General features: G+C 71.5%; 10 protein-coding genes and 1 pseudogene. 8 read left to right on the top strand and 3 right to left on the bottom strand.

What is annotated here, in order from left to right:
- Positions 1 to 24 precede the first annotated feature (24 nt).
- The 5 genes from leuA to AOQ37_RS31750 all read left to right on the top strand — a co-directional run bounded on the left by leuA (position 25) and on the right by AOQ37_RS31750 (position 6,836).
- Positions 25 to 1,746 (top strand): 2-isopropylmalate synthase, encoded by a 1,722-nt coding sequence (leuA, locus tag AOQ37_RS31770; RefSeq protein ID WP_062649466.1) that lies wholly within the window; start codon positions 25 to 27, stop codon positions 1,744 to 1,746.
- Between the two features lie 186 nt (positions 1,747 to 1,932).
- Positions 1,933 to 2,628: a tellurite resistance TerB family protein gene (locus AOQ37_RS31765; protein WP_062649464.1), complete on the top strand. Its 696-nt coding sequence runs from the start codon at positions 1,933 to 1,935 to the stop codon at positions 2,626 to 2,628.
- A 193-nt stretch (positions 2,629 to 2,821) separates the two neighbouring features.
- Positions 2,822 to 4,891, top strand: a complete 2,070-nt coding sequence (locus AOQ37_RS31760) for an MMPL family transporter (protein ID WP_062649462.1) — start codon at positions 2,822 to 2,824, stop codon at positions 4,889 to 4,891.
- A 71-nt stretch (positions 4,892 to 4,962) separates the two neighbouring features.
- Entirely contained in the window at positions 4,963 to 6,165 is a 1,203-nt protein-coding gene (locus tag AOQ37_RS31755) for a sensor histidine kinase (protein WP_078890438.1), read from the top strand.
- 56 nt (positions 6,166 to 6,221) lie between these two features.
- Positions 6,222 to 6,836 (top strand): response regulator, encoded by a 615-nt coding sequence (locus AOQ37_RS31750; protein WP_062649558.1) that lies wholly within the window; start codon positions 6,222 to 6,224, stop codon positions 6,834 to 6,836.
- Positions 6,837 to 6,846: 10 nt separating this feature from the next.
- Here the strand turns inward: AOQ37_RS31750 and AOQ37_RS31745 are convergent, their stop codons facing one another.
- On the bottom strand, positions 6,847 to 7,800 hold the full coding sequence (locus AOQ37_RS31745; protein ID WP_234437062.1) for a hypothetical protein: 954 nt from the start codon (positions 7,798 to 7,800) through the stop codon (positions 6,847 to 6,849).
- 167 nt (positions 7,801 to 7,967) lie between these two features.
- Positions 7,968 to 8,477: pseudogene (locus tag AOQ37_RS31740) on the bottom strand (SigE family RNA polymerase sigma factor); the annotation flags it as partial.
- Between the two features lie 80 nt (positions 8,478 to 8,557).
- Between AOQ37_RS31740 and AOQ37_RS31735 the strand changes: the two are divergent.
- Entirely contained in the window at positions 8,558 to 9,028 is a 471-nt protein-coding gene (locus AOQ37_RS31735; protein ID WP_062649460.1) for a protein-tyrosine phosphatase family protein, read from the top strand.
- Here AOQ37_RS31735 and AOQ37_RS31730 read toward each other — a convergent pair.
- A complete protein-coding gene (locus tag AOQ37_RS31730) occupies positions 9,018 to 9,491 on the bottom strand; it encodes a GNAT family N-acetyltransferase (protein WP_234437061.1) in 474 nt (157 codons plus the stop codon). The two genes, AOQ37_RS31735 and AOQ37_RS31730, sit on opposite strands and share 11 nt — an antisense overlap.
- Before the next feature lie 177 nt (positions 9,492 to 9,668).
- Here AOQ37_RS31730 and AOQ37_RS31725 point away from each other — a divergent pair, with 177 nt between their 5' ends.
- Positions 9,669 to 10,454 carry an SCO2525 family SAM-dependent methyltransferase gene (locus AOQ37_RS31725; protein ID WP_062649458.1) on the top strand — a complete coding sequence of 262 codons (786 nt, stop codon included), beginning with the start codon at positions 9,669 to 9,671 and terminating at the stop codon, positions 10,452 to 10,454.
- A gap of 50 nt (positions 10,455 to 10,504) precedes the next feature.
- On the top strand, positions 10,505 to 12,364 hold the full coding sequence (locus AOQ37_RS31720; RefSeq protein WP_062649456.1) for an SCO2524 family protein: 1,860 nt from the start codon (positions 10,505 to 10,507) through the stop codon (positions 12,362 to 12,364).

Below are 12,364 nucleotides of genomic sequence, written 5' to 3'. Positions count from 1 at the left end.
GTCCTCCTGAGGAGCCACCGCATCATGGCGAACCGCCAGCAGCCCAGCCACATGCCGATCCACAAGTACGGACAGTACGACCAGGTCGACATCCCCGACCGCACCTGGCCCGGCAACCGGATCACCGTCGCCCCCCGCTGGCTCTCCACCGACCTGCGTGACGGCAACCAGGCCCTGATCGACCCCATGTCGCCCGAGCGCAAGCGCCGGATGTTCGACCAGCTGGTCAAGATGGGCTACAAGGAGATCGAGGTCGGCTTCCCGGCCTCCGGCCAGACCGACTTCGACTTCGTGCGCTCGATCATCGAGGAAGAGGGCGCGATCCCGGACGACGTCACGATCTCCGTACTGACCCAGGCCCGCGAGGACCTGATCGAGCGGACCGTGGAGTCCCTGAAGGGCGCCAAGCGGGCGACCGTCCACCTGTACAACGCCACGGCCCCGGTGTTCCGTCGCGTCGTCTTCCGCGGCTCCAAGGACGACATCAAGCAGATCGCCGTCGACGGCACCCGCCTGGTCGTCGAGTACGCGGAGAAGCTGCTGGGCCCCGAGACGGAGTTCGGCTACCAGTACAGCCCCGAGATCTTCACCGACACCGAGCTGGACTTCGCCCTGGAGGTCTGCGAGGCGGTCATGGACGTCTGGCAGCCCGGCCCGGGCCGCGAGATCATCCTGAACCTGCCGGCCACCGTCGAGCGCTCCACGCCGTCCACCCACGCCGACCGCTTCGAGTGGATGAGCCGCAACCTCTCCCGCCGCGAGTACGTCTGCGTCTCCGTCCACCCGCACAACGACCGCGGCACCGCCGTCGCCGCCGCCGAGCTGGCGCTGATGGCCGGCGCCGACCGCGTGGAGGGCTGCCTGTTCGGGCAGGGCGAGCGCACCGGCAACGTCGACCTGGTCACCCTGGGCATGAACCTGTTCTCCCAGGGCGTCGACCCGCAGATCGACTTCTCCGACATCGACGAGATCCGTCGTACGTGGGAGTACTGCAACCAGATGGAGGTCCACCCGCGCCACCCGTACGTGGGCGACCTGGTCTACACGTCCTTCTCCGGCTCCCACCAGGACGCCATCAAGAAGGGCTTCGACGCGATGGAGGCCGACGCGGCCGCCAAGGGCGTCACCGTCGACGACATCGAGTGGGCGGTGCCGTACCTGCCGATCGACCCGAAGGACGTCGGCCGCTCCTACGAGGCCGTCATCCGGGTCAACTCGCAGTCCGGCAAGGGCGGTATCGCGTACGTCCTGAAGAACGACCACAAGCTGGACCTGCCCCGCCGGATGCAGATCGAGTTCTCCAAGCTCATCCAGGCGAAGACGGACGCCGAGGGCGGCGAGGTCACCGGCGGCGACATCTGGTCGGTCTTCCAGGACGAGTACCTGCCGAACCCGGAGAACCCCTGGGGCCGCATCCAGGTCCGCAACGGCCAGTCGACGACCGACACCGACGGCGTCGACACGCTGACCGTCGAGGCCACGGTCGACGGCGAGGACACCGTCCTGACCGGCTCCGGCAACGGCCCGATCTCGGCCTTCTTCAACGCCCTGGAGTCCGTCGGCATCGACGTACGCCTGCTCGACTACCAGGAGCACACGATGAGCGAGGGCGCCTCCGCGCAGGCCGCCTCCTACATCGAATGCGCGATCGACGACAAGGTCCTGTGGGGGATCGGCATCGACGCGAACACGACGCGTGCGTCGCTGAAGGCGGTCGTCTCCGCCGTCAACCGCGCGACCCGCTGACCGGCCTGACCGGGACTTTCGGGGCCCTGACCGCTGTATACGGCGGTCAGGGCCCCGTCGTATATCGGCCATCGCGCTGTGGAGGTCACGGGAAGGTCTCGTCCTGGGTGCTGACTACACCTCATGGATGTGGCTAACATCACGGAGGCGTGCGGCGATGTTGCCGCGGGGTTACGGAGGTGCGACGTGCTGCCAGGACGGGGACGAGACGGCCGTGTCACCGGGCTTGCCCGCATCCTGGGCACCCGCACCGCGTGGACGCCCGCGGGCGACGGCGAGTTCTTCTGCCCGGGCTGCGGAGGCGACCGCAACTACCAGCGGCTGACCGGCCGGCGCCGCTTCACCCTCCTCGGCATGCCGGTCGTGCCGCGCGGCGAGACCGGCCCGGTCGTCGAGTGCGCGGCCTGCCGCCGCCACTTCGGCACCGACGTCCTCGACCACCCCACCACCATCCGCTTCTCGGCGATGCTCCGCGACGCCGTCCACACGGTCGCCCTCGCGGTCCTGTCCGCGGGCGGCACCTGCGCCCGTACGTCCCTGGAGACGGCGGCGGGCGCCGTGCGCGCGGCCGGCTTCACCGACTGCACGGAGGAACAGCTCGCCGCGCTCGTCGCCGCGCTGGCCTCCGACACCACCCAGAACCACGGCGAACCGTACGGCCCGGGCCTCGCCATAGAGCTCCACGAGGCCCTCGACCCGCTCGCCCCGCACCTCGCCGCGATCGGCCGCGAATCGATCCTGCTCCAGGGCGCCCGCATCGCCCTCGCGGACGGCCCGTACACCCCGGCCGAGCGGGAGGTCCTCACCACGGTGGGCGCCGCCCTGACGATCTGCGCGGACGACGTGACCCGCCTGCTGGTGGCGGCCCGGACCCCGTCCTGACCCTCACCCGACCCGCCCCGGGCGCTCCCCGGGTACTCCCGGGGGAGTAGTCCCCCCGTCCGGTCACCCCCGGCAGTACGCCCGAACTCGCCCTCACGCGCGACGCTCCGCCCCTCGCCCGCCGGAAGTCTGGAGAGCGCAACCAGACAGCCGATCCGGAGGGAGGGCCCGTTTCATGGGGGCCGGAGATTTCATGGGAGCCGGGAAGGCGAAGGGCAGGCGCAGCGCCATCCCCTGGGTGGTGCTCGCGCTGTGGGTGGGCGTGCTCGCGCTCGCCTCGCCGTTCGCCGCCAAGCTCGCCGACGTACAGCACGACCGGATCACCGACTACCTGCCGGCGAGCGCCGACTCGACCAAGGTCGCCAGGCTCCAGGAGCAACTGCCCGGCGGTGAGAGCACCGAACTGGTGCTGGTCTACCACCGCGACGGCGGCCTGACCGCCGCCGACCGGACGACGGCACGGCAGCAGGTCGCCCGGGTCGCCGGGGACCACGCGCTGACCGGTACCCCGCGAGGCGTCCCGTCCGCCGACGGCACCACGCTCATGTACCCGGTCGCCACCAACGAGCCCGGCACCGACGAGGAGAAGCGCGACGCCTTCGTCGAGGACGTACGGGCCGTCGCCCACAGCCAGGGCGGGCTGACCGTCGAGGTGGGCGGTACGGGGGCGCTGGCCACCGACGCGGCCAAGGTCTACGACTCGCTCGGCGGACCGCTGCTGTACACGACCGTCGGTGTCGTCGCCGTCCTGCTGATCCTCATCTACCGCAGCCCGGTGCTGTGGCTGGTGCCGCTCGCCGTGGCCGGGATCGCCGACTACCTGTCCATGGGGGTCGCCTACGGCCTCAACCAGGGCTTCGGCACCACGGTGTCGGGACAGAGCTCGGGCATCATGACCATCCTCGTCTTCGGCGCGGGGACGGACTACGCACTGCTGCTCGTCTCCCGCTACCGGGAGGAACTGCGGCGCGTGGAGCGGCCGTACGACGCGATGCTGGCCGCGCTGCGCGGCTGCGGTCCCGCCGTGCTGGCCTCCTCCGGGACCGTCGCCGCCGGGCTGCTGTGCCTGCTCGCCGCCGACCTCAACTCCAACCGGGGGATGGGACCGCTGGGCACGGTGGGTGTGCTGTGCGCGCTGGTCACGATGCTGACGCTGCTGCCCGCGCTCCTCGTCCTGCTGGGCCGCCGGGTGTTCTGGCCGCTGGTGCCCGCCTACGGCAGCACGCCCAAGGCCCGCCGCTCGCTGTTCGCCGCGATGGGCACCTCGGCCGGGCGGCGCCCGCGGACCGTCCTGGCCGCCGGCGCCGTCCTGCTCGGCGCCCTGGCGCTGGGCGCGCTGAACCTGCCCGGCGCGGTCAAGCAGCAGGACTCCTTCGTCGACCGGCCCGAGTCGGTCGTCGCCATGGCGACCCTGGCCGAGGCCTTCCCCGAGCAGTCCGCCCAGCCCGTCGACGTGCTCACCCCGGCCGGCCGGGCCGACGCCACCCTCGCCGCGATCCGCGACACGGACGGCGTCGCCGACGCCCGCCGGGGCCGGACCGGAGGGGGCTGGACGGAGATCGCGGTGACCGCCGCCGCGCCACCGCAGTCCGCCGCCGAGACGGCGACCATCGAGGCGCTGCGGGACCGGCTGCCCGGCTCCTACGTCGGCGGGCCGAGCGCCCAGCAGATCGACCTGGTGGACACCAACGCCCGCGACCGGCTGATCGTCGTGCCGCTCGTCCTCGTCTCCGTCCTGCTCATCCTGATCGCGCTGCTGCGGTCGCTGGTGGCGCCGCTGATGCTCGTCGCCGCCGTGGTCGCGGTGTGGGGCGCGGCGCTCGGCCTGGGCGGGCTGGTCTTCGGGCCGGTGTTCGGCTTCGAGGGCACGGATCCGGGGCTGGGGCTGCTCTCCTTCGTGTTCCTGGTCGCCCTCGGTGTCGACTACGGCATCTTCCTCATGCACCGGATGCGGGAGGAGTCGATGCGCGGCACCGATCCCGTCACCGCCGCGCTGACCGCGCTGCGCACGACCGGCGGGGTCATCGCCTCCGCCGGCCTCGTCCTCGCCGCGACCTTCGCCGTGCTGACGAACATGGGGCTCGTCCAACTCGTCGAGCTGGGCTTCGTGATCGCGGTGGGGGTGCTGCTGGACACCTTCCTCGTCCGCACCTACCTGGTGACCAGCGCGAGCGTGGCGCTGGGACGCAAGGTGTGGTGGCCGGGGCGGCTGTCACGGGCCCCGGAACCCGAAGCCGCCGATCCCGAGCGGCAGCTGGTGTGAGCGACCGGGCGCCCCGCCCTGTCGGCGGGGCGCCCGGCGGGAGAGGATGGGACCAAGGGGGAGGGGGAAGCATGCCGTGCTTCAGGGCGGATCTGCGGGCCGACGTGGGTCCGGCCGTCGGCTGTGCCGCCGCGGCCGTCGCGCTCGGGCTGTTCCTCGAGGACGGACGGCCGCTGGACGCCGTCGGCTGGACGCTGCTGCTGGCCGCGCAGGTCCCGCTGCTGTGGTGGCGCCGGTACCCGCTGGCCGTGCTGTTCGCGGTGGTGCTGTGCGTCGTCCCGTACCACGCGCTCGACTTCATGCACAGCGCCCCGGTACCGGCCAGCATGCTCGCCCTCTTCAGCGCCGCGGTGACCGGCAGCGCCCGCCGCACCCTGATCGTCGGTGTCACCGTCGTCGGCTCCACCCTCACGCTCAACGCCCTGACCAACCCGGACGAGCTCGCGGACATCCTGCGCACCACCGGCTGGATCGTCGCCGTCCTGCTGTTCGGCGGCTACCTCCGTATCCACCGCGAGAACGTCGCCGCCGCCCTGGAACGCGCCGAGCGCGCGGAGCGCACCCGGGAGGAGGAGGCCCGCCGCCGGGTCGCCGAGGAACGCCTGCGTATCGCCCGTGACCTGCACGACCTTCTCGCGCACACCATCACCCTGATCGGCGTGCAGACCTCCGTCGCCGCGCACGTCCTGGCCGCCGACCCCGACCGCCTGGACCGCGCGGCCGTCGCCAGGGCCCTCGACGACATCGCCGGGACCTGCCGCAGCGCGCGCGGCGAACTCCGTACGACGCTGGAGGTGCTGCGCGACCTCGGCACACCGGACGCCCGGGGGTCGCTCCCCGGCCTGCACGGGCTGCCCGACCTCGCGGAGACGGCCCGTGCGGCCGGTGCGCGGGTCGAACTGACGGTGCGGTCCGGGGAGGTGCCGCCCGCGGTCGGGGCGGCCGCCTACCGGATCGTCCAGGAGGCGCTCACGAACGCGGTGCGGCACGGCGGCGGGGGCGGCGGGCCCGACGCCCCGACGACGGGGGTCGGGGTCCGGGTCCGGGTGTACGAGGAGCAGGACGCCCTGCGGCTCAGGATCACGGACGAGGGAACGGGCCCGGACCCGCGGGGAGACGGTGGCGCGGCGGGCGGCGCCGGTGCGCCCGGCTTCGGGATCGTCGGCATGCGGGAGCGGGCGCGCAGCGTCGGCGGCTCGCTGGAGGCCGGACCCCGCGACGACGGGAAGGGCTTCGAGGTGAGCGCCGTACTGCCGCACGGGAGGGACCGGTGAAACCGATCGGAGTGCTGCTCGCCGACGACCAGACCCTCGTACGGGAGGCGTTCGCGATGCTCGTCGAGTCGGCGCCGGACATGCGGGTGGTCGGTCAGGCCGGTACCGGCCGGGAGGCGGTGGCGCTGGCCCGCCGTGAACGCCCCGACCTGGTGCTGATGGACATCCGCATGCCCGACCTCGACGGCGTCGAGGCGACCCGGCGGATCGCCGCCGAAGAGGGCCTGTCCGGGGTCCGCGTCCTCGTCCTGACCACGTACGACACCGACGAGAACATCGTCGAGGCGCTGCGCGCGGGAGCGGCCGGCTTCCTGGTGAAGGACACCCGGCCCGCCGACCTCCTCGACGGCATCCGCACGGTCGCCGCCGGCGAGGCGCTGCTGTCGCCGGGGCCCACCGCCCGGCTGATCGCCCAGTTCCTGCGCGGCCCCTCCGGGCCGCCCACGACGGGCGGCCCGGAGTGCCTCTCCGAACGGGAGTGCGAGGTGCTGGCCCTGGTCGCACGGGGCCTGACCAACACCGGGGTCGCCGAGGAGCTGGGCCTCAGCCCGCTCACCGCGAAGACCCACGTCAGCCGGATCATGGGCAAGCTGGGCGCCCGGGACCGGGCCCAACTGGTCATCGTGGCCTACGAGTCGGGGCTGGTGACCCCGGGGACCGGGACTCTCTGACCGGCTCGGGCTACGGCAGCGTGCGCGCGTACGTCCCGTCCTCGTCGGAGTCGTAGACCAGCTTGCCGGAGCCGTCGTAGCCCTTGATGTGCGGGGCGAGGGTGACCTGCTGGTCCAGGATGCCGGCGGCGGCGAACCAGCCGTGGTCCAGGGCCGCGGTCACCGGGCCGCCGTCGCCGTAGGAGACGGTCACCTTGGCCACCGACGCCTCGACGGTACCGATGACCCCCCACCGGAACGGCAGCTTCCAGTGGCCCTTGTCCATGAACGACTGCTGGTACAGGTCGCCGCCGTTGACGTCGGGCACGACCGGACCCACGTCCGGCCCGTTCGCCTCGTTCGAACTGACGCTGATGCCGTAACCCCCGCCGCCTTCGAGGGGGACGACGTCGCACACCACCCGGAAGCCCGCCGGCCGCTCCTTCACCCCGACGACGTGGAAGCCCTCGCCGGGGGCGTTGGAGTCGCCCGTGCGCTTCGCCGCCAGGATGATCCGGTAGTCCTCGGCCTTGCCCAGATCCGCCGCGCTCCCGGCCGGCCCGCTCTCGGTCGCCAGGCACTTCTTCAGCCCGTCCGCCGCCTGCGCGAAGGTGATCCCGTCGAGCAGTTGCCCTTCGGTCGCGGGCCGCGCGGGCCCCGCCGCCGTGCCGCCCGGGGTCGCCCGCGGGCTGCCGGCCGGGCTGTGCGGGGCGCTGGCCGACGGCTTCGGCGCCGCCGTGTCGGCGCCCCGCCCCCCGTTCCCGCCGGCCACGGCGTACGCCCCCACCGGCACCGCGGCCAGCGTCATCAGCGCCGCCCCGGTCAGGGCCACGCGCCGCCGCCGCTCGGCCAGTCCACGCCGCCTGATCGCCGGATACGGCACCGACGAGGGCTGGACGGTGTACGCGTCCTCGGCGAGCAGCTCACGCATCCGCTCCTCGAACCCGGAATCCCCCCGGTCCGCCTGCTTCCCCGAGCCGTTCACCTGCCGCCTCCCTGAACCTGACCCTCGATCCGACCCTGAATCCGGACCCGACCCTGCTCCTGCTCCTGCTCCTGCTCCTGCTCCTGCTCCTGCTCCTGTCCCTGCCCTGGTCCCTGCCTCTGTCCGTGTCCTGGCCCCCGCACGTGACCGTGTCCGTGACGCTGACCGCCGGGTGCCGTGCGGCCGGCGGTCAGCCCCGGATGCGTACGCAACTTCGCGAGCCCCTTCGAGGCCTGGCTCTTGACCGTGCCCGGCGAGCAGCCGAGGACGTCGGCCACCTCCGCCTCGGACAGGTCCTCCCAGTACCTCAGGACCACCACCGCCCGCTGCTTCGGCGGCAGTTGGGCCAGTCCGGCCAGCAGCGAGCCACGCTCCTCGATCCGCCCGGCGCCCTCGTCGCGTCCCGCCCGCTCCGGCGGGGCCGAGGTCAGCGCCTCGGTGACCCGCCGCTTGCGGAACCGGTCGCTGTTGCAACTGACCAGCATCCGCCGCACATACGCCTCGGGATTGTCGGTGCGCGATATCCGCCGCCACGACCGGTACGCCTTGGCGAGCGCGGTCTGTGTCAGGTCCTCCGCGTGGTGGACGTCCCCCGTCAGCAGATACGCGGTCCTGACGAGCCGGGACCAGCGCGCTCTGACGAACTCCTGGAACAGGTCTTCTTGTTCGGCCTGCATCAAGCACCCTCCTCGCCCTCCAGACCACCGGTCGCGCCGAATCGGTTGCCCGTTTCCCGTGACCGCGTTGAAATGGGGTGATGAGCGGCGACGCGTGGGCCTGGTGTGAGGGTGACCCCGGAGTGCTCGCGTTGCCGTCCGGCCGCCTGGTGCGCGGCCGTGGCCTGCGCCGCCCTCTCGACCCCGGGGCCCCCGCGCCCGCGTACGGCGTCTACCTCCTCGGCGCGCGGCCCCCGCTGCCGCCCTGGGAGTCCCGCTGGCTCCGCTGGCCCGACTTCCGCCTCCCCGGCGACCGCGAGGAGGCCCGTGCGGTCCTCACCGAGGTGTGGCACCGGGCGGCCGGCGAACGCGTGGAGCTGGCCTGCCTCGGCGGCCGCGGCCGCACCGGCACGGCCCTGGCGTGCCTGGCGGTCCTGGACGGCGTGCCGGCGGACGAGGCGGTGGCCTTCGTCCGCCGCCACTACGACCGGCGCGCGGTGGAGACGCCCTGGCAGCGCCGGTACGTGCGGGGGTTCGGGGGGCTCACGGGGCGCGAGGGCCTCAGGGGGTGAGCGTCATGAGCAGACGGTCCTCGCCGGGGCCGAAGTAGTCCGCGCGGGGCCCGCCGGGGTCCGGGACGAAGCCCAGGGAGCGGTACAGCGCGATGGCCGAGTCGTTGCGCGGCTCCACGGAGAGCCGGACCGCGTGGGCGCCCTTCACCCGCAGCTGACCGAGGAGTTTCGTCATCAGCAGCCGGCCGAAGCCCTTTCCGCGCAGCCCCGGGGTGATCGCGAGGCTGCACACCCAGCTCTGCGCGTCGTTCGGCGGGGTGCCGAGCACGTATCCGTGGAGGTCCGTGCCGTCGTCCACGACGTACACGAGGCCGGCGCAGGTGGTGACGAGTTGGCGCAGGACGAAGAAGGGGTAGGGACCGTGGGGGAAGGCGTCGGCGTCGAGGCGCACGAGACGGGGCAGGTCGGCTTCCAGGTCCTCCTCGGTGACCGCTCTGATCCGTAAGGGTCTTTCTCCGGACATCTGGCTCATTATCGAACCAGTGCCCGACGGAAAGTGATCTCCGGGAAGAGGAGTCATACCGTCCCCTTGTGAATGTCGACAAATCGAATTGCAGCCAGTGCGATTTGCGTACCTGATCTCCATCATTGCTCTGTGCACCCACTCCTTCAAGACCCATGCGTCCTGCTACGCTGAATCATGACCTCGGTACCGCCCACCGCTGACCAAAAGCTGAATGGTGATGTTCTCTGGGACGACTTCGATCCCGGCGTCTACATCAGCCACAATTACCTCGAGATGCAGGCCGTGGACGAGGAGATCCTCTCCCATGTGCGCGATCACTTCAGTGATCACTTCCGAGGTCGTGGGCGGGTCGCTTCCGGTATCGACGTGGGTGCCGGGCCGAATCTCTATCCGGCCCTGGCCATGCTTCCCTGGTGCGACCGGATCACGCTTCTGGAGCGGTCCGCCCGGAATCTGGAGTACCTCCGGGGGCAGGCCCCCGGCTATGCCTCCCACTGGGATCAGTTCTGGAACGTCCTGTGCAAGGACGAGGCATATGCCACGCTCAGCATGACGCCCAGGGTCCGGTTCAAGGAGGCCGTCCAGCAGCCGGAGGCGGGCAGTCTCTTCGACCTCTGCGCCGACAAGCGCCGCTGGGACGTCGGTACGATGTTCTTCGTCGCCGAATCCATCACCACCTCGCTCGCCGAATTCCGCCGAGGGGTGGGCTGTTTCATGAACGCCCTGAATTCCGGGGCGCCTTTCGCCGCCGCCTTCATGGAACATTCCGAAGGATATCGTGTCGGCGACCACGTGTTCCCCGCCCGTGATATCGACGAAGCCGAAGTCCGGACGGTTCTCGGTGGTTACGCGGACCATGTGGAGATTCACCGTACGGCCAATCCTCAGCAGCTTGTGAGGGATGGCTACACGGGTATGATCCTGGCCTGCGGGCAACGGAAAGAGCGACGCGACGAATGATATGTCGGAGTTCTTTTCCATGGTGACGGGCCTGTGCGAGGGGAATGGGCATGCAGATCAAGCCGAGACAGAACCTGCTCGAGGTGTGGCAGGCCATCGCTCGCCATTCTTTCGACAACGGAGAATGGCAGTGGGGCGAATGGGGCGGCCGTAGCAGCGTCGCCGACGCGGAGCGTCTGCTCTGCCTTCTGTACCCCGCCACCGAGATCGAGCCGTTCCGTCTGGACGACCCCGACACCACACAGCTGGACGTGGAAAGGGCCCTCAGGAACGCGGGCGACTCCAGCGAGATTCCCATGAACCTCGTCGAGATCCTCGGCGACTTCATGGAGAACCACCGAGGCGAGGAGAGTCCCACCTTCGCCGGCGGCTACTACTTCGCCCCGGAGAACCCGGAGCAGGAGCTCTCCAAGGAGCAGGAGGAAGTGGGGGTCGTCGACTCCTACTCCATGTCGATCACCCTCTGCCTGGCCACCCTCGGCTTCCTCAAGGTGTACCGGGGCAAGACCCAGCGGGCGAGCACCCTGGCCCGGATCGACAAGCTGCGGGACGCGACCAGCGCCCGGCTGACCGCGGCCATGGTGAGCCTGCTGCGCTCCTTCACCGTGAACGTCGTCGACATCGCCTCCGACCAGGGGCAGGCGCTCGCCCGGCTGCTCGGCCGGGGCCGGCTGTCCGACCGCCAGGTCCTGCACCGCTTCCAGGACCGGTTCAAGTCGCTGCGCGCCCTCATCAGCGAGAGCGTCACCCTGGGCCTGGACACCGACGTCGCCGACCAGCTCCGCAACGAGAACCGGCTGTTCGAGTGCGGCTGGGCCTGGAGCCTGGTGAAGGGCGCCCCCGAGGTCGAGGTGGAGGCGCAGACCGCCCAGGACATCGGCAAGCAGCCCCAGGGCGTGGCCCACGCCGTGCCCTACCTGTACTTCACCGTCGTCGCCCTGGACGGCATCCCCGACCTGTCCTCCGAGCGCACCCTGGTCCTCGGCCTGCTCACCGCCGAACAGCAGAAGCTGGCCGACGCGCTGCGGCTGCGCTGGGAGATCACCCAGCAGTACTGGTCGGGCATCGCCCGCTTCGACGGCGCCACCTGGCCGCTGGAGGAGATCCCCTGGCGCACCACGCTCCAGCAACTGGAGTCCGAGTACTTCTCCCTGTCCGTGGCCTCCATCCTCGTCCACGACCTGGTGCGCCGCCGTGCCACCGACGACGACCTCACCCGCACCGTCGCCGTCATGGAACGCCTCGCCGAACGCGGCCGCATCACCAGCCGGACGGCCCGCGAGGACCCGGCGATCGGTCTGCACAACCCCGGAGTCACCCTCCCGCTGCTGGGCAGCGAGGAGATCGGCCCGGCCATGAAGTGGACGATGAGCGACTTCTCCGCCCAATTGCTCAAGCGGACCGTCCAACTGTGCGCGCTGTCAAGGAACATCAGCTCGCAGGACCGTTTGCTCACCCTCGCCGAGAACATCCTCGACCACCTCTGGGCGCGCCGCGTCAGCGACGGCGAGGGGGTCGGCCTGTGGGACAACGTGCACGCCGTGTACCCCGAATCACCCGTCCGCGCCGGACCGTTGTCGTGGAGCATCACCGAGCGCGTCACCGAGTGCATGGTCGCCGCGCACGCCCTGTACGCACAGGACCCCATCCGCAGCTCCGAGATGACGGCCCTCGCCCAGGCGGCGCTCAGCGAGGCCGCCCACCTGTTCGGCAAGGAGCAGCTGGAACAGCCCGCTCCCGCCCCCAAGAGCCCCCAGGGAGAAGAGATCAAGGGCATCGAGGCCGACCTGCGCCGCGCCCGTCAGCTCGTCGACAGACAGCCCGGCACCGCCCACGCGCTGGCCCTCGGCGTCCTGGCCCGGCTCTACGCCCTGGCCCGCGCCCGCGGCGCCGACGCGCGGGGGGTGTGA

It is taken from the genome of Streptomyces maremycinicus (assembly GCF_001184025.1).
GTDB lineage: Bacteria > Actinomycetota > Actinomycetes > Streptomycetales > Streptomycetaceae > Streptomyces > Streptomyces maremycinicus.
The sequence above is the reverse complement of the archived record's forward strand: the minus strand, read 5'-3'. Positions and strand labels throughout refer to the sequence as shown.

Excerpts from the sequence above, each read along its gene's own strand:
- AOQ37_RS31750 (WP_062649558.1), top strand. The coding sequence starts at position 6,222 with ATGCTCGTCGAGTCGGCGCCGGACATGCGGGTGGTCGGTCAGGCCGGT.
- AOQ37_RS31760 (WP_062649462.1), top strand. The coding sequence starts at position 2,822 with ATGGGAGCCGGGAAGGCGAAGGGCAGGCGCAGCGCCATCCCCTGGGTG.
- AOQ37_RS31755 (WP_078890438.1), top strand. The coding sequence starts at position 4,963 with ATGCCGTGCTTCAGGGCGGATCTGCGGGCCGACGTGGGTCCGGCCGTC.
- AOQ37_RS31725 (WP_062649458.1), top strand. The coding sequence starts at position 9,669 with ATGACCTCGGTACCGCCCACCGCTGACCAAAAGCTGAATGGTGATGTT.
- AOQ37_RS31730 (WP_234437061.1), bottom strand. The coding sequence starts at position 9,491 with ATGTCCGGAGAAAGACCCTTACGGATCAGAGCGGTCACCGAGGAGGAC.
- AOQ37_RS31720 (WP_062649456.1), top strand. The coding sequence starts at position 10,505 with ATGCAGATCAAGCCGAGACAGAACCTGCTCGAGGTGTGGCAGGCCATC.
- leuA (WP_062649466.1), top strand. The coding sequence starts at position 25 with ATGGCGAACCGCCAGCAGCCCAGCCACATGCCGATCCACAAGTACGGA.
- AOQ37_RS31735 (WP_062649460.1), top strand. The coding sequence starts at position 8,558 with ATGAGCGGCGACGCGTGGGCCTGGTGTGAGGGTGACCCCGGAGTGCTC.